The sequence below is a fragment of the Cryptosporangium arvum DSM 44712 genome, from assembly GCF_000585375.1.
Taxonomy (GTDB): domain Bacteria; phylum Actinomycetota; class Actinomycetes; order Mycobacteriales; family Cryptosporangiaceae; genus Cryptosporangium; species Cryptosporangium arvum.
Map to the genome: position 1 here is coordinate 8,250,791 of NZ_KK073874.1, position 16,210 is coordinate 8,267,000.

Annotated in this window: 13 protein-coding genes; 7 read left to right on the forward strand and 6 right to left on the reverse strand. The window is 71.0% G+C overall.

What is annotated here, in order from left to right:
- Positions 1 to 13 precede the first annotated feature (13 nt).
- The 3 genes from CRYAR_RS37670 to CRYAR_RS37680 all read left to right on the forward strand — a co-directional run bounded on the left by CRYAR_RS37670 (position 14) and on the right by CRYAR_RS37680 (position 2,670).
- Positions 14 to 226, forward strand: coding sequence for a hypothetical protein (locus CRYAR_RS37670; protein WP_035857959.1), 213 nt, complete (start codon positions 14 to 16; stop codon positions 224 to 226).
- Positions 227 to 541: 315 nt separating this feature from the next.
- Entirely contained in the window at positions 542 to 1,237 is a 696-nt protein-coding gene (locus CRYAR_RS37675; protein WP_035857961.1) for a response regulator transcription factor, read from the forward strand.
- 68 nt (positions 1,238 to 1,305) lie between these two features.
- Positions 1,306 to 2,670, forward strand: a complete 1,365-nt coding sequence (locus CRYAR_RS37680; RefSeq protein WP_211247831.1) for a HAMP domain-containing sensor histidine kinase — start codon at positions 1,306 to 1,308, stop codon at positions 2,668 to 2,670.
- Positions 2,671 to 2,720: 50 nt separating this feature from the next.
- Here CRYAR_RS37680 and CRYAR_RS37685 read toward each other — a convergent pair whose 3' ends face one another.
- Entirely contained in the window at positions 2,721 to 4,868 is a 2,148-nt protein-coding gene (locus CRYAR_RS37685) for an MMPL family transporter (RefSeq protein WP_035857966.1), read from the reverse strand.
- 195 nt (positions 4,869 to 5,063) lie between these two features.
- Between CRYAR_RS37685 and CRYAR_RS37690 the strand changes: the two genes are divergently transcribed.
- Complete coding sequence (locus CRYAR_RS37690) at positions 5,064 to 6,278, forward strand: monooxygenase (protein ID WP_211247832.1); 1,215 nt, start codon at positions 5,064 to 5,066, stop codon at positions 6,276 to 6,278.
- A 41-nt stretch (positions 6,279 to 6,319) separates the two neighbouring features.
- On the opposite strand, the gene CRYAR_RS37695 is transcribed toward CRYAR_RS37690, so the two are convergent.
- Positions 6,320 to 7,000 (reverse strand): response regulator, encoded by a 681-nt coding sequence (locus tag CRYAR_RS37695; protein WP_035857969.1) that lies wholly within the window; start codon positions 6,998 to 7,000, stop codon positions 6,320 to 6,322.
- A gap of 217 nt (positions 7,001 to 7,217) precedes the next feature.
- Entirely contained in the window at positions 7,218 to 9,197 is a 1,980-nt protein-coding gene (locus CRYAR_RS37700; protein ID WP_035857971.1) for a right-handed parallel beta-helix repeat-containing protein, read from the reverse strand.
- 167 nt (positions 9,198 to 9,364) lie between these two features.
- Here CRYAR_RS37700 and CRYAR_RS37705 point away from each other — a divergent pair, with 167 nt between their 5' ends.
- Positions 9,365 to 9,697: a hypothetical protein gene (locus CRYAR_RS37705; protein WP_035857974.1), complete on the forward strand. Its 333-nt coding sequence runs from the start codon at positions 9,365 to 9,367 to the stop codon at positions 9,695 to 9,697.
- Positions 9,698 to 9,862: 165 nt separating this feature from the next.
- Entirely contained in the window at positions 9,863 to 11,041 is a 1,179-nt protein-coding gene (locus tag CRYAR_RS44175) for a hypothetical protein (protein ID WP_051571456.1), read from the forward strand.
- Positions 11,042 to 11,310: 269 nt separating this feature from the next.
- Here the strand turns inward: CRYAR_RS44175 and CRYAR_RS37715 are convergent, their stop codons facing one another.
- Positions 11,311 to 11,598: a helix-turn-helix domain-containing protein gene (locus CRYAR_RS37715; protein WP_211247833.1), complete on the reverse strand. Its 288-nt coding sequence runs from the start codon at positions 11,596 to 11,598 to the stop codon at positions 11,311 to 11,313.
- 400 nt (positions 11,599 to 11,998) lie between these two features.
- Between CRYAR_RS37715 and CRYAR_RS37720 the strand changes: the two genes are divergently transcribed.
- Positions 11,999 to 13,228 carry a PP2C family protein-serine/threonine phosphatase gene (locus CRYAR_RS37720; RefSeq protein ID WP_211247834.1) on the forward strand — a complete coding sequence of 410 codons (1,230 nt, stop codon included), beginning with the start codon at positions 11,999 to 12,001 and terminating at the stop codon, positions 13,226 to 13,228.
- A 24-nt stretch (positions 13,229 to 13,252) separates the two neighbouring features.
- Here the strand turns inward: CRYAR_RS37720 and CRYAR_RS46425 are convergent, their stop codons facing one another.
- Together CRYAR_RS46425 and CRYAR_RS37730 are read right to left on the reverse strand one after the other, a co-directional pair.
- Entirely contained in the window at positions 13,253 to 13,834 is a 582-nt protein-coding gene (locus tag CRYAR_RS46425; RefSeq protein ID WP_051571457.1) for a hypothetical protein, read from the reverse strand.
- A complete protein-coding gene (locus tag CRYAR_RS37730) occupies positions 13,831 to 16,209 on the reverse strand; it encodes a glycoside hydrolase family 2 protein (RefSeq protein WP_035869424.1) in 2,379 nt (792 codons plus the stop codon). The genes CRYAR_RS46425 and CRYAR_RS37730 overlap by 4 nt, the downstream gene beginning before the upstream one ends.
- Position 16,210: the final 1 nt, after the last annotated feature.

Below are 16,210 nucleotides of genomic sequence, written 5' to 3' on the forward strand. Positions count from 1 at the left end.
AGGGGGTCTTGGCGTGATCGATGACGTTCGCGATCAACTCTTCCACGACGAGCAGGGTGTCCTCGACGACCTGATCGCCTACCTTCCACACCGCGAGCAGCCCACGCAGGCGACGCCGGATACCGACCGTCACCGCGACGACCGGCTCGAACACCTCGTCGAAACGTCTCACGCCATCAGCGGCAACACCGTCCATCGAAGAATGCACCAACCCTTGCCGCGGTAGCGCGCGCGGTTCGCACACTCTTTGCAACGAGGGGTGGCCGAACCGAAGCGCGGCACCGGCGGCGACCACCCCGAGCAGAGCACCCCGGCCGAACGTTCCGATTCGCGTCACCACAGGTCTTCGAAGCTGCTCGCCGCCCGGATCGGTGCCCTCGTCAAAGCCAACCCCGATCATTCGGAGTTCAGGTCGGCGGAGCGTTCCCGGCCCGGATCGACGCGCGTTGATCGAGGCGGTGCGCGACCTTTAATACTGGCCTCAGGTTGGTCGGGGAGAGTTGGGCGGCAAAAGCATCGACCGGAGGGAGGGCGGCCCCGCGTGCGGATTCTGATCGCGGATGACGAGGCGGCCATTCGTGAGTCGCTGGAGCGGGTGCTCCAGGTCGAGGGGTACGACACCAGTAGCGTCGCCAACGGTCTCGCCGTGCTCGACGGGTTCAGCGGGGCCGGCGGTGACACGCTGGATCTGCTGATCCTCGACGTGATGATGCCCCGCCTCGGCGGGTTGGAGACCTGCCGTCGGTTGCGGGCCGAGGGCCGGGACCTGCCGGTGCTGATGCTGACCGCCCGTGACCAGGTCTCCGACCGGGTCGCGGGGCTGGACGCGGGCGCCGACGACTACCTGCCCAAGCCGTTCGCCACCGAGGAGTTGCTGGCCCGGGTGCGCGCCCTGCTGCGCCGACGCACGCCGACCGACGGGGAGGAGTCGCCGATCCTGTCGTTCGCCGACGTCCGCCTCGATCCCGACCGGTTCGAGGCGTGGCGGGGCGAGCGGCCGCTGCGCCTGACCCGGACCGAGTTCTCCCTCCTGCAGGTACTCCTGCGCAACGCGACCCGGGTCCTGACCCGCGACGCGCTGTTCGAGGCGATCTGGGGCTTCGACATGAGTGCCACCGCCAACAACCTGCAGGTCTACGTGAGCTACCTGCGCCGCAAGATGGAGGCCGCGGGTGAGCCGCGATTGATCTACACGCTGCGCGGCCTGGGCTACACGCTGCGCGAGACTCCTCCGTGAGCAGGTCCGGCCGCCGGGAACCGGGCCGGCTGGCCCGATGGTGGCACCGGCGTTCCCTGCGGACCAGGATGACGCTGATCGCGGCCACGGCCATCGCGGTCAGCGTGTTCGTGGCCTTCCAGGTAGCCAGCGAGCTGATGGGCGGAAAGCTGGAGGATACGACCAAGAAGGCCTTGCGCGCCGACGCACGCGTCCTGGTGACCAACGCGGAACGCGCCGATGCGGCCGAGCTCGCGCTACCGCCGTATCCCGGGTCCGGTCGGCTGGTGCGGGTCATCCGGCCCGACGGCTCGACCCGGACGCCGGTCGGCCAACCCGCGCTGCCCCACGTCAGCGAGCAGGCCGAACGCGTGGCGCGGGGCGCGTCGGGCGAGCTGATGGAGTCGAGCGACGGCGACGAGGACGCCTATCTCATCTACACGCTGCGAGCGGGCGACGGCGCGATCCAGGTCGCCGACGTCGCCGACGACAGCCCGATCAACCAGTTCGGGTTCGGCATGCTGCTGATCGGGTTGCTCTGCGTGGCCGGCGGCGCCCTGGTCGGGCGGGCCGTGGCGCGGACCGGGCTGGCACCGATCGATCGGCTGACCGCCGCGGCGGTGCGGGTCGCGCGCACCCGGGATCTCGACGCCGACATCCCGGACGAGGGCGGTGGGGAGATCCGGCGGCTCAGCCAGTCGATAAACGACATGCTCGCCGCGCTCCGGGATTCCCGGCAGGCCCAGCGGCTTCTCGCCGAGGACGCCGCCCACGAGCTCAAGACCCCGCTCACCAGCCTGCGCCTCAACGTCGAGCTGCTGATCCGGCTCGATCGGCGCGGCGCGCTGGAGAGCGCGCTGCCGGCCGGGAGCCGGACGCGGCTGCTCAACGATCTCGGCGTCCAAGTGGCCGAACTGAGCACCCTGGCCGCAGAGCTGACCGACCTGGCGCGCGGTGACGTCAGCGACGAGAGCACCGAATTGCTCGACCTCGCCGACGTGGTGGTGGCCGCAGTGATCCGGGCGCGTTCCCGCGTGCCCGACGTCGAGGTCACGCTCGAGGTGACGTCCGTGTGGGTGAGCGGCCGTCCGGCCGCGCTCCGACGGGCGGTGCTCAACCTCATCGACAACGCCGCCAAGTGGTCTCCCGCGGACCAGCCGGTCCACGTCCGGCTGCGGGCCGAAGGTACGTCGGGGGTGATCGAGGTCGACGACGCCGGGCCGGGCATCGCCGCCGTCGACGTACCGCGGGTGTTCGACCGGTTCTACCGGGCCGACAGCGCCCGGGCGTTGCCGGGATCGGGGCTGGGCCTGTCGATCGTGAAGCGGGTCGTCGACGCCCACGGCGGCCGGGCCACCGTCGCCCGCTCCGCCCGCGGTGGAGCGCTGCTCCGGGTCGACCTTCCCGCAGCAGCCCCGCCCGACCCGTTCGCGGAGCTCGTGGCCGCGCGCTGAAACGCCCGACGGCGCGGACGAGAGCCGGTATCTCGTCCGCACCGCCGCGCTCACCGTTGCAGTGCGGGCTGCTTCTCGTCGGCGAGCGACGTCCCGCCGTCCCGCCGTCCCGCCGGTCGCGACAGCCGGCTCGGCCACCACATCCGCCGGCCGATCAGCAGGGTCAGGGCGGGCACCAGGACCGACCGCACCAGCAGGGCGTCGAGCAGCACACCGAAGGCAACCAGGAACCCGACCTCGACCAGCATCACCAGCGGAAGCGTGACGAGGACCGCGAACGTGGCCGCCAGGACGAGGCCGGCCGAGGTGATGACACCACCGGTGGCGGAGAGAGCTTTGAGCATTCCTTCCCTGGTGCCCAGACGCACGGTCTCCTCCCGGGCCCGGCCGGCCAGGAAGATGTTGTAGTCGACGCCGAGCGCCACCAGGAACAGGAAGGCCAGCAGCGGCACCGCGTAGTCGATGCCCTTGAACCCGAGGATCGTCTCGAAGACGAACACGCTCCCGCCGAAGGCCGCCGCGAACGAGACGATCACGGTCGCCATCAGCACCAGTGGGGCCACGACCGCACGGAGCAGCAACCCGAGGACGATCAGGACGACGGCGAGTACCAGCGGGATCACCAGCTTCTCGTCGCGGCTGGTCGTCACCGCCGTGTCGAGGTGCTCCGCGCTCGGCCCGCCGACGATCGCCTCCGCGCCGTTCACCGCGTGCACGGCGGTACGCACCCGCTCGATCGTGTCGTACTCGGCCGCGGTGTCCGGCGCGTCCTTCGGGAACACGGAGACGTCGGCCCAGCCGTCGCTGGTCTGACCCGGGATGACCATGGCCACACCGGGGGTGCCCGTGACGACGTCGAGTACCCGCTGCTGCTGGGCCGGCCGCGTGAAGATCGTCATCGGCTGGCCGCCGAGCTCCGGGAAGTGCTGGCGGAGAACGGTGAAACCGGTGACCGACTCCGGCGCGGACAGGAACTGGTCCTGCTGGCGCAGGGCGCTGGTGTTGCCGGTCAGACCGACGGCGAGCACGGCGAGGATTCCGAGCGAGCCGAGCGTCGCCACCCATCGGCGGCGGCTGATCGCGGCGCCGAACCGTCCCCACAGCCCCGGCTTCTCCGTCACGGCCGCGCTGAAGCGCGGGACGGCCGGCCAGAAGATCCGCCGGCCGAGCACCACGAGCAGGGCCGGGAACAGCGTCAGCATGGCGACGAGCGCGCACAGGATCCCGGCCGCACCGATCGGGCCCAGCCCGCTGGTGCTGTTCAGGTCCGCGGCGAGCAGGCAGAGCAGGCCGGCGACCACGGTGGCCGCGGACGCGACGATGGCCGGCGCCGTGCCGCGCAGCGCGTGGACCATCGCGACCCGGACGTTCTCGTGGTGGTGCAGGGTCTCCCGGTAGCGGGCGATGAGCAACAGCGCGTAGTCGGTGCCGACGCCGAACACCAGGATCGTCAGCAGCGCCGAGTTCTGGTCGTTGATCACGATGCCGAAAACCTTGACGAGCAGGTAGACGCTCGCCATCGCGGTCAGTGCGGCCGCGCCCACGGCCACGAGCGGGACGAACCACAACACCGGGCTGCGGTAGGTGAGGATGAGCAGGAGCGTGACGACGATGACGGTGGTGAGGAGGACCTGCACGTCGATGCCGTCGAAGACGGACTCCAGGTCGCCGTCGATCGCCGCCGGGCCGGTCACGTCGAGTTCCAGGCCGGCGGGGCGGTCCTTCGCGGCGTCACGCAGCGGGCCGACGAGGGTCTCCGGCGCGCCGTAGGACTTGCTCAGCTCGAGGGTGAACATCATTGCCCTACCGTCGGAGGAGAGCCTCGTCGGTGGGCCGTCCTCCCCGTCGGCCGGTGCCGCCGCCGCCTTCGGCGGGAACCGCTCGGCCAGAGTGTCGTACTGACGCCGGACGGCCGCTCGGTCGGTGTCGGTCAGGCCGCCGGCGCGGTGGTAGACGAACACGAAAGTGTTCTCCTCGCCACCGGGGCGACCGTCCTCCAGTACCGCGACCTTCGTGGACTCCGCGCCGGCCGGCAGGGTGTCGACGGCGCGGTCGGTGGTGACCGAGCTCAACTTCGCGCTGAGCGGCACCATGACCACCGCCAGCACCACCCACAAGCCGATCACCAACCACGGCACCCATCGACCGGCCAGCCGACCGGTCGGCGCTTCTCCGGGCGGCGCTGCGTTGACTGCCATTCACTTGCCTCCCACAGACGAACTGCATCGCTTGCGTGACGCCGACTTGGTACCGAGCGAATCTGAGACGACCGTTAATGCGGTGCTCAGGCGAGTCGGCCGAGCTGCGAGCAGCACCGCGGTACCACCTGACCGCTGGGAATGACGACCGCGGTAGGACGAAATCGGGCGGAAGCGCCCCTAGCGTTTCCGGCCATGAGGAAACCTGACAGTCCGCTGTGGAAGTTCGGAGCGGCGAGCATGGCGCTGGCGGCGGTGTGCACCGTCGCCTCCGCCTGCGGGTCGGACACCGGCAAGCGCACCGCACCCGCCGCGTCCGGCACGCACAGCGCACACGGTGCGCACGCGGCCGTGTCGCCGGCTCCGTCGAAGCCGCTGCGCCCCGGCGAGCGGTTCGTCGACCTGACGATGGCCGAGGCCTACACGCCCGCGCCGCCGGCGGGAGGCACCGACGAGTACCGGTGCCAGGTCATCGATCCGGGCCTGACCAAGGCGGCGTTCCTGACCGGGACGCAGTTCACACCGGAGAACGTCGCGATCGCGCACCACGCGATCGTGTACTCGGTGCCGCCGGACGGTGCGGCCGCGGTGCGTGAGCATGACGCCCAGAGCCCCGGCCTCGGCTGGCAGTGTTTCGGCGGCACCGGCGTGAAGGGTGCCGAAGTCGAAGAGGGCGACGCCGCGTGGGTGGACACCTGGGCGCCGGGCTCCACGGAGACGCTGCTCGACGAGGACGCCGGCTACAAGCTGGAGCCGGGTGGCCTGCTCGTACTGCAGATCCACTACAACCTGCTCGCGACCGAGGGCAAGCCGGCCGGGTCGGATCGCTCGGCGGTACGGCTGCGGCTGACCGACGGCACGCCGAAGACCCGGGAACTCGTCACGTTGTCGCTCGACGCGCCGACCGACCTGCCCTGCGCTCCGGGCGAGTCGGGTCCGCTCTGTGACCGGGCGGCCTCGATCGCCGACGTGACGAAGAGGTTCGGGGCCGACGTCGGCGAAATGGCGGACCGTCAGGTGGAGGAGTGCGGCCAGAGCGCACCGAAGCCCGGCAACACCCAGACCTGCGACCACGAGGTGGAGGAGCCGATGACGCTGTTCGCCGGTTTCGGCCACATGCACATGCTCGGGCGGTCGCTGAAGGTCGAACTCAACCCGGGCACGCCGAAAGCCGAAGTCCTGCTGGACGTGCCGCAGTTCGACTTCGACAACCAGCGGCTGGTGGCGCTGCCGTCGCCGGTGGAGATCGGTCCGGGAGACACGCTGCGGACGACCTGCACGCACGACGCGGGGCTGCGCGAAAAGCTGCCGCAGCTGAGCAAATTGCCACCGCGTTACGTGGTCTGGGGCGACGGCACCAGCGACGAGATGTGCATCGGCATCATGACGGTCTCCACCCGCAAGTCCTGACGAAGCGTTGAACGTGGGTGAGCTCACCGAAGATGTCGAGCTCACCCACGGACGCGCTGGACCGGCCGGGTGAGCCGCAGATCGTAGGCGAGGATGACGGCCTGGATCCGGTCGCGCGCGCCGATCTTCGCGAAGACCCGTCCGACGTGGGTCTTGACCGTCGACTCCGACAGCGTGAACCGTTGCGCGATCTCGCCGTTGGTGAGGCCGTGGCCGATGGCGACGAGGATCTCGCGTTCGCGGCCGGTCAGGGAGCACAGCCGGGGATCCTCACGCCCGGACCCGCTGAGGTCGTCGTCGAGTCGGTCACCGACCGCGTCGAGCAGCCGCCGGGTCAGCGCCGGTGCGATCACGGCGTCCCCGGCGGCGACGGCCCGGATGCCGGCGAGCAACTCCTCCGGGCGGATGTCCTTGAGCAGGAACCCGCTCGCACCGGCACGCAGCGCGGCGAACGCGTACCGGTCCGCGTCGAACGTCGTCAGCACGAGGATCCGCGAACGCCCACCGGCGGCGACGGCACGCCTGGTGGCCTCGATCCCGTCGACGCCCGGCATGCGGATGTCCATCAGCACCACGTCGGGGCGCAGCTCGGCGATCCGCCGGACGGCCTCGGCGCCGTTCTCGGCCTCACCGACGACCTCGGTGTCGGGGGCGCTTTCCAGCAACATCCGAAACCCGAAGCGCTGCAGCGGTTGGGCGTCCACCACGAGCACGGAGATCATCGACGGCTGCCTTTCCGGGTCGCATGGACGGACCAGCCGCCGCCCGGTGCGGTGCTTTCCTACCGAGCGAACCTGAGACGACGATTAAGACGCCTCTTCCGTTTCCATCGTCCGCTCCCGCCGTCCGAGGCCGGAGCCCTGGTCCGCCGCCAGTCCGAAACGCTGGGTCAGCGGCACCAGAGCTGGCCGGGCTCGGCGCCCCCGGGAACACGGGGAACTACCAGACGCGCAACCGGGTGGTGCCGGAGCGCAGCGCGGTCAGCGGGCCGGCGGGGTACTCCCGCCCGCTCTCCTTGCGGACGCCGGTCACGTCGACGTCGATCACCGCCGGGCTGCCGTCGCGCTCCTCGAAGTCGGCGTCGACGAAGCGCACCCGCTCCAGATCCCGCCCGGTGACCACCCCGACCCGAACGCCGTCGAAACCCTCGGGCAGCTGGACCTGCAGGTAGACCTCGTCGCCCTCGTCCGAGAGCGCGACCGCGGCCGCCCCGTCGAGCACGGTGGCGTCCGGTTCGCGGTCGGACGGGCGCGCCCCACCGGCGTAGACGTTGTCACGCGTGTAGACGGGCTGCTTGACGCCGGGGAAGCGCTCGTGTTCGCCGTGGTCGTTCGACTGCGCCTCGATCAGCTCGAGGTACTCGGCGAACGTCGTCGGGTGACCCTGGTAGATCTCCAGGCCGTGGCCGGGCGCGCCCCGGAACCTCGCTCCGGGGGCGTAGGCGCGGTCGACGTCGCCGCCGAGGAAGACGTTGCCGACGTAGCGGTCGTCCGCGCCGTAGATCTGCGCGTAGCCGGCGACCTCGGTGCTGTGCGGGACGTGGTAGGGGGTGGGGCGGTCCATCACCGGCCGCCACTGCAGGGTGCCGCAGAACAGGTTGTTGACGAGCGCGCCGCCCTGGCTGAACGACTCGAACGACACCGCGGAGGCGAGAACGTTGTGGTCGACCAGGTACGGCCCGTGGCTGACCTCGACGAACAGGTCCCGGTTGTTGTCGTAGAAGACGTTGCGCGAGACGCGGACGCCCTGGGCCTGCCAGTCCAGCCAGGTGCCGAGCGTGCAGTCGTGGATCCGGTTGTGCCGGATCACCACGTCGATCGGCGCGTGCAGTTTGATGCCGCCGATCTCGTAGCCGTAGAACTCCCGCTTCACGGCGATGTTGTAGATGTGGTTGTCCTCGATCGTGGAGAACGCGCAGCCCAGGTGACCCACGATGCCGTTCTGGCCGCAGTCGTGGATCGTGTTGCGGCGGATCACGTGCGAGCCGATGTGCTCGGCGTCCCAGCCGATCTGCCGGGCGGAGAACACCGACTCCAGCTGGTACTGGTAGCCGGGCTTGTCGTTGCGGGTCGTCGCGTAGTTGTGCCCGGTCGAGGCTTCCTTGCCGATCGAGATCGCCGAGCACTTGGCGTCGTGGATGTCGTTGTCCTCGATGATCCAGCCCTTGGCCCAGTTCGGGCCGATCAGCCCCGGCTGGTCGGCGGTGGGTGGGGTCCAGGGACACGCGGCCTGCGCGAGCTCGAAGCCACGCACCGTGATGTAGTTCAGGTGGTGCTCGGTCGGGTAGAAGACCGACCGCCGCACGTTGATCTCGACCAGCTCGACGCGCGGATCCACGCCCTGGAAGTTGGCCCAGATCGTCGTCGAGTCCGCGCCCACCTCGGCGTACCAGACGTGGCGCGTCTGCTCCGGGTCGCGCACCCGGTCGGGTAGCTCGGTCCACTGATCGAGCACCTCGGTGCGGCGCGGCGGGTCGGACACCTCGGCCAGTGTCAGCACCTCGTAGAAGCTCTTGCCGTTGAGGTAGACGTCGCCGAGGTGCTTGCGGGGGGCGTCCTTGGCGGCGTGGACGACCCAGTCGCCGTCGACCGGCTCGGCGAACGGGTTGAACGACCCGAAGAGCGTGTTGGGCACGTGCGCCCTCCAGACCGTGCCCTCGACCGGCTCCCACTCGGTCACCGGCTCCGAACCCTTGACGACCACGTGCTCACCCGGCGCGGCCTGGTAGGTGATCCGCCGCCGATCACTCAGGCCACCTCGTCGCGGACGGACCCACTCCCGGTACACCCCCTCGTGAACGGTCACGGTGTCTCCGGCTCGCGCCAGCTCAGCCGCACGGTCGATCGTCCGTAACGGCCGGTCGGGCGTCCCCTCCCAGGAGTCCGAACCCGTGGTCGCGACGTGGAGGGTAGATGACATACCGGACCTTTCCCCAGCTTTCGACGAGCGTGCGACTTACTTCGTTCAGGTTGCTATACATCCGTCACGGTCGCGTCCGGAGTCCGGTTCCGAGCCGTACGTGGACGAAAACTCTCACCTGGGTACGGTTCAGGTGTTAGCCCAGACCGGTCGGAGGAGTACGGACGTTGAGTGAAGCCCGGATCGAGCTACGTGGGGGTCCGGCGAGTTACACCAGCCTCACCGTGTACCGCGACAACAACCACCAGCTGCCGCCCACGGTCGAGATGCTCGTCGCCGACGGGATCCTCGACTACAAGCTGACGAGCGCGGTCACCAGTCCGGACGGCTACCCGATCTACCGGTGCCCCACGAACTGGCGGCTCGCCGTGCGCCCGGCCGGCCCCGTCGCGCCCACGCGTGCCCCGGCCGAGGAACCGGCGACACCGGTCGACGAGGTCGACCCCCTGGACGCGCTGCTCGCCGCGCTCGACCAGGAAGACGCCGACCGCCGTCACTGAAACGCGGCGGCCAGGACCGCCGAGCGATCGCCGGCTCCACGTCGAAGGCCGACGGCGCGGTTTCGAGCCGCCCACCGTGAGGCCATTCTCCAAAGACAGGCGGGCCGGAGTTGTTCCCGTGTCTAATGTGGCTAGCTGTCTCGCTGATACGAACGGGGCAAGGCTTTGCGCGAGGGACTGGAACTCGAGACCGCCGACGTCATCCGGGAAAACTGGGCCCTGGCCTACAACCTCGTCGGCCGGGCAGTGGAGTCCACGCCGGCGATTCTCACCGTTCTGCATCGCACGGTGGCGGAGACGCTCGCCGGGCCACCGAGCGACTTCGGCCACCTCCGCGCGCGGCTGCTGATGACCGCGGTCCAGGTACTGCGCACAGCGGACCGGACCGCGCTCGCGCCTCGAACCGAACCGGTCGACAGCCTTCCGGGCTTCGCCGCGCGCACGATGCTCCAGGTGTGGCCCTCCGGTCAACGCCGGGAGGCCGTCGAAGCCACCCGCTGGATCGTCGACGACGAGCGGGCGCTGCTGTCGCTGTGGTGGCTGGAGGTCGCGGGCCAACTCAGCCGGTCCGAGCTCGACGCGGTCCTCGGGCTGCCCACGACCGAGACGGCCGTCGTCGTCCGCGAGATCGAGGCCCGGTTCGAGGACGCCAGGGCGGTGGTGCGTGCGCTCGGGTCGAACCCCCGCTGTCCCGGGCTGGCCGACGTGGTGGCCCACTGGGACGGCGAGCCGTCGGTCCGTTGCCGTCAGCGGATCGCCCGGCACGTGCACGACTGCGCGGCCTGCCGGGACACCACGTCCGACCTCATCCCGGCCGACCGGCTGTTGCGAGGCTTCCCGCTGGTGCCGCCGCCGCGATGGCTCACCGAACGCCTGGCACCGCCGTCGCTGCCGGCCGCACCGGCGACTCGCCCCTCGGCGTCACCGCTGGTCCGTCTCCGCGTCACGGGCGCGCTCCGGGTGGCCGCGGCCGCCGTTGTCGCCGCGGTCGTCACGATCGGCCTGCTCTCCTACGCCCGGGGCGACGCGGAGCCCACCACGCCCGCCGACGCCGCCCTCGACCGCGCCGCCCTCCCCTCGACGGGCCTGGCGGCGACCACGGCTCCGAAGATCACCACCCTCGCCGGGGTCGCCGCCACCCGGCAGCCCGCACCCACGAAGGCCGCCGCGCCGACGAAGGCCCGTGGGCCCGCGGCCCCGAACCCCGTGGCCGCCCGCCCGAAACCGCGGAAGAGCACCCCGACGAAACGACACCACCACGCGACCCGCGGCAACCACGAGCGCTCACGCCGCTGGCACCACCCGCGCGGAAACCGGCACGGGCACCCGCGTCGGCACCGCTAGGCGGTGACCGGCCGCAGCAGCTGATTGCGTAACCCGATCGCCTCGCTCGCTCTGGCCCGCGGTCGCGGTGCACGGCGGTTCCACACCACCGTCTACGCGCTCGGCGGCTGGGTCGGCCCGACGCCGGACTCCTACGCGATCTTCGGCGCCACGCTGTTCGCGGCCGCGGTCGCCGAATGGGAGTGCGGCTGGGCCGATCAGACGCCGCCCCGGAATCCGCGTCCGTCCGAGGTGGCTGCGCCTGATCCGCGCCGCCCGATCCGGGCGGGTCACTCCTCGCCGTTGGCGGCCCGGTTGAGGCGCAGCGCTTCCTCGAGCTGGTCTTCCAGGCTGATGATGCGGCACGCCGCGTCGAGGGCCATGCCCTGATCGACGAGCTCGCGGGCTCGGGCAGCGAGCCGGAGCTGGTGCCGGGAGAAGCGGCGGTGCCCGCCGGCCGAACGTGTGGGGGTGATCAACTTCGCCTCGCCGAGGCTGCGCAGGAATCCCGGTGAGGTGCCGAGAATCTCGGCCGCGCGGCCCATGGTGTAGGCCGGAAAATCGTCGTCGCCGAACATGTCGTCGTGCTCTCGGGCCATGCAACCTCCACGTCTGGGCCCCGGCGCGGTAAGCGCCGGGGCCCAGGATCACGGGTCAAAAACACCATCTACCGATCGACTACATCGGCTCTCTTATTCGCGCCGGCCCAATCGTGCGGCACAGGACGCGAGGATCGCATCAGCGTGACCGGAGACCACCTCTCAATCGATGGAACCTACGGTGCCCGGCCTCGAAATCCGGCCCGGGCCGATCCGAACGGTGTGGGACCCCTTCCCTCTCGACTGTTTCTTGCTACGGCCGAATTTAGTCCGTCGTCCGGAGCATGTCTAGTTCCGTCAGCACAGATTTTCTGATCAACCGGATCGAGCTTCGCTACTCCGCCCGTCGTGGCCGCACATCCGTACCTATGCTCGCCCGGTGAGCATCAAAGGCGTTTCGGACGCGGACCTGTGGGAGATGCTCTTCGCCGTCGAGAAGGCGGCGCCCGTCGACGCCGTGCAGGTGGTCGCCCGCCGGCTTGCCGTCGGCATCGAAGCCACCGCGGCCTCGTTCCTGGTGGCCGATCTGGGCGGCCGGGCACTGGTACGCATGGTCCACCTGCCCGACCTCGCGGCCGCCGACCCCGGCCGTCGGAACGGGGAGGCGGCGACCGTGCTGCCGTTCGACGGCGGCCCGCAGGAACGAGCGCTGCGTTCCCAGCGCGTGCAGGTCGAACCCGGCGCGGACGGCACGTACGTCGTCACCGCGCCGGTCACCGAGCGGGGCGAGACCATCGGCGTCCTGGAGCTCACGTTCCCGGCCGAACCCGACGAGGCGGCCCTGGACGCGGTCGGCCGGGGCGCCCACGTCCTCGCGTACGTGGTGATCGCCGCCCGGCGCCACACCGACCTGTTCGAGTGGAGCCAGCGCACCACACCGTTCAACCTGGCGGCCGAGATCCAGCGCCGGCTGCTCCCCAGCGCGTTCACCTGCGAAGCCGCCGCGTTCACGCTGTCCGCGTGGCTGGAGCCTGCGGCGACCGTCGGTGGGGACACCTTCGACTACAGCCTGGCCCGCGACGTCCTGCACATGAGCATCACCGATGCGATGGGGCACGGGGTCGACAGCGCCCTGCTCGCCTCGCTGAGTGTCGGGAGCCTCCGCAACAGCCGCCGGCTGGGCCGGACCCTGACCGAACAGGCCGCCTTCGCGAACCAGACGCTCAAGGACCATCCGCCCGCCGGATTCGGGTTCGCGACCGGCCTGATCGCCCGGTTGGACCTGCACACCGGCCGCCTGCACCTGGTGAACGCCGGGCACATCCCGCCGCTTCTCGTCCGCGGCGGGGTCGTCGAGGAGCTCCGGCTGCCGATCGATCTGCCGTTCGGGATCCGCAGCGGGCAGCAGTACCGCACGACCGAGATGACGCTGCGGCCGGGCGACCGCCTCGTGCTGCTCACCGACGGCATGCTCGAACGCCGAGGATCCGTCGTCGACCTCAACCAGCCCCTGCTGGCCTTCGCCGATGCCCATCCGCGTGAAGTCGTGCGCGCGCTCACCGACGCGGTGCTCGCCACCGGTGGCCCCGCACTCGCCGACGACGCCTCCCTGCTCGTCCTCGACTGGTATGGCGACCACGCCGGCGCGGGAGATCACCCTGGGCAGTGACCCCGTCGTCCACGGCCGGCCGCATCACGCCGGGGCGAAGCGGCCCCGGGCGTAGAGGGTGATGACGATCAGCATGGCGAGCCCCGACGCGACCGCCAGGGCCTCGGCGGCGTGCTCGACGCCCACGGCGCCGATCAGCAGGCCGATCACGCCCAGTCCACCGACGAGGCCGCCGAGCCAGAAGAACATCCGTTCCCGGAACGCCCAGGCGAACGGGATGAAGTGCAGCCCCACGACGGTGGCGATCAGGGCCGGGCGCAGCTCCCCGCGGTCGGCCGCGGTCAGGACCCGCGAGCCGACGTTGATGAGCGCGAGCTCGCCCACGACGCAGGCGACGTAGATCACCAACGCGCGCCGGCTCGGACGCGCCATCGGCCCCAACGCCACCGGCCACACGTAGAGCGCCAGCAGCGCGGCCAGCACCAGCGCCGCCCCGGCCACCCAGGCGGCGACGTGGGCGACCGTTCCGAACACGCCGGAGTAGCCGGCGACGAACACCAGACCGCCGATCAGGCCGATCAGGCTCCCCCAGCGCCGCGGGTCGACCGCGGGCGGAGGCTCCCCGACCTCGGGTCCGTACCGTCGAGCCCCCGCAGGTTGTGTCATGCGTGTGATTTCAGCACCGACGCCACATCCGTGAGCACCCAGGGCGCCGACACCGATCCGGGGTCCAGATCGACCGGTGCGCGGACGTGGAAGACGACCGACTCGCCGGCCAGCAACGTCACGAACCCCCGGTCGACCACCGCCGCCTGGTGGATGCGGTCGGCCTGGAGCAGCACGTCACGCGCCAGCGCGGCCGACTCGACCCGGACGTCCAGCCCGCCCGGAACCGGCTCGACGGTGACCGCCAGTTCGGCGTCCGGGTAGGCGAAGTCCTTGTCCGGGACGCCGAACCACAACGCACGCTCGTCGTCCAACCGGGCCACCAGGAACTCCGCGTCGGCGAACGAGCCCGGCACCGGCACCAGCTCCACCGACCGGGGCGCCACCTCCACGTCCGCGGAGTGCCGGTCGCCGGTGCCCTGCCGTTCGACGCTCACCCGGCCGGTCCACGGATGCGGGCTGTCGTTGAGCACGCCGACGACGAGACCGCCGTCCCGGGGCTGGATGGTCAGGGCGCGCTCGGCGTACAGCTCGCGCAGTGCGAAGTAGAGCGGCTTGTAACGCCCGGCGCCGTCGATCGCGGCCCACGACGTGACCGGCCACAGGTCGTTGAGCTGCCAGAGGATGCTGCCGCCGGTGTGCGGCCACCAGGAGCGCCAGTGCTCGACGCCGGTGCGGACGGCGCGGACCTGGTTGAGCTGGCCGAGGTAGTGCCAGGCGTCGGTGCCGTCGGGCACACCGAAGTGCGGGGCGAGCCCGCGGGCCAGCTTGCCGTTGCCGTCCTCGGCCTTCTGGTGGTGCAGCACGCCGGGCGAGTCGGGGCGCAACGGCTCGTCGGACACCGCGTCGCGCAGCGTCCGCCACGCGGGTGGCGCCTGCCAGCCGTACTCGGCGACGAACCGCGGCGCCGAGTTCCGGTAGTTCTCGTAGTCCTCCCGGTTCCACACCTCCCACGAGTGGAACGTGCCGTGGTCGGGGTCGTTCGGCGGGAGGTCGGTCCGGCCCGGCCACGGGCTTCCGGCCTGGTACGGCCGGGACGGGTCGAGCTCGGCGACGATTGCCGGCAGCGTCTGCAGGTAGTACTTCTCGCCCCAGCTCTGCCCGGTGGCCCGGCCCATCGCCTCGTACAGCCAGAGGTTCTCGTTGTTGCCGCTCCAGGTGACCAGGCTCGGGTGCGCGGCCAACCGGACGACGTTCTCGCGGGCCTCGGCGACGACCTCGGAGTAGAGCGGCTCCTCCTCGGGGTAGCAGGCGCAGGCGAACAGGAAGTCCTGCCACACCAGCAGGCCCAGTTCGTCGCAGGTCTCGTAGAACGCGCGGTCCTCGTAGATGCCACCGCCCCACACCCGCACCAGGTTGACGCCGGCGTCGGCCGCCTCACGCAACCGTCGCCGATAGCGCTCGCGGGTCATCCGGGACGGGAAGACGTCGTCGGGGATCCAGTTGACGCCCTTGACGAGAACCGGCTCGCCGTTGACGTGGAACACGAACCCGCCGCCGGTCCGGTCGATCTCGACCGTGCGGAACCCGGTGCGGCGGTGCCACCGGTCCAGCACGACGTCGCCGTCGAGCAGTTCGACGGTCAGGTCGTGGAGCGTGGGTTCGCCGTGACCACGAGGGCTCCAGGGCGTCACGCCGCCGACGTCGAGAGTGGACCGCGCACCGGTCGTGGTGCCGGGGAGCTCCAGCGCGGCGATCTCCGCGCCGTCGACGAGCACCCGGGCGCGGAGGTCGCGCGCACGGGTGCGCTCCACGTCGAGGGTCAGGGCCAGCCGGCCGACGCCGTCGCGATGGGTCGCGAGCGGAACCACGGTGGCCAGCCGGGCCGTGCTCCAGCCCTCCAGCCGCACCGGCCGCCAGATGCCCGCGGTGACGAGCGTGGGGCCCCAGTCCCAGCCGAAGCTGCACGCCATCTTGCGGATGAAGTTGAACGGCTCCGGGTAGGCGTTTGGTCGCGCCCCGAGCTTCTCACGCAGGGCCTCGGCCTCCCGGTATGCCGACGTGAACCGCACGCGGAGAGGGCGTGGCGCCGCATCGACGAGCGGCGTCACGTCGAACCGGTAGGAGCGGTGCATGTTGCGTGTCGTCCCGAGGGCCACGCCGTCCAACTCGATCGCGGCGACCGTGTCGAGCCCTTCGAAGACCAGGTCGATCCGCTCCGGCTTCGGGCCCGGCCACGCGACGTCGCGCTCGTAGCTCCAGTCGGTCCGGCCGACCCAGGCGACCGCGTTCTCGTTGTCGTCGAGGAACGGATCGGGGATGAGCCCGGCGTCGAGCAGATCGGTGTGAACGCAACCGGGCACGGCAGCGGACGCGGCCGCGCCGCCGTCCGACGACAGCGTCCACGCGCCGCCGAGATCCTGCTCGGAAATCATC

Bases quoted from the DNA above. Each gene is read 5' to 3' on its own strand.
- CRYAR_RS37730 (WP_035869424.1), bottom strand. From the start codon at position 16,209: ATGATTTCCGAGCAGGATCTCGGCGGCGCGTGGACGCTGTCGTCGGAC.
- CRYAR_RS37685 (WP_035857966.1), bottom strand. From the start codon at position 4,868: ATGGCAGTCAACGCAGCGCCGCCCGGAGAAGCGCCGACCGGTCGGCTG.
- CRYAR_RS37690 (WP_211247832.1), top strand. From the start codon at position 5,064: ATGAGGAAACCTGACAGTCCGCTGTGGAAGTTCGGAGCGGCGAGCATG.
- CRYAR_RS37700 (WP_035857971.1), bottom strand. From the start codon at position 9,197: ATGTCATCTACCCTCCACGTCGCGACCACGGGTTCGGACTCCTGGGAG.
- CRYAR_RS37715 (WP_211247833.1), bottom strand. From the start codon at position 11,598: ATGTTCGGCGACGACGATTTTCCGGCCTACACCATGGGCCGCGCGGCC.
- CRYAR_RS37695 (WP_035857969.1), bottom strand. From the start codon at position 7,000: ATGATCTCCGTGCTCGTGGTGGACGCCCAACCGCTGCAGCGCTTCGGG.
- CRYAR_RS37680 (WP_211247831.1), top strand. From the start codon at position 1,306: ATGACGCTGATCGCGGCCACGGCCATCGCGGTCAGCGTGTTCGTGGCC.
- CRYAR_RS46425 (WP_051571457.1), bottom strand. From the start codon at position 13,834: ATGACACAACCTGCGGGGGCTCGACGGTACGGACCCGAGGTCGGGGAG.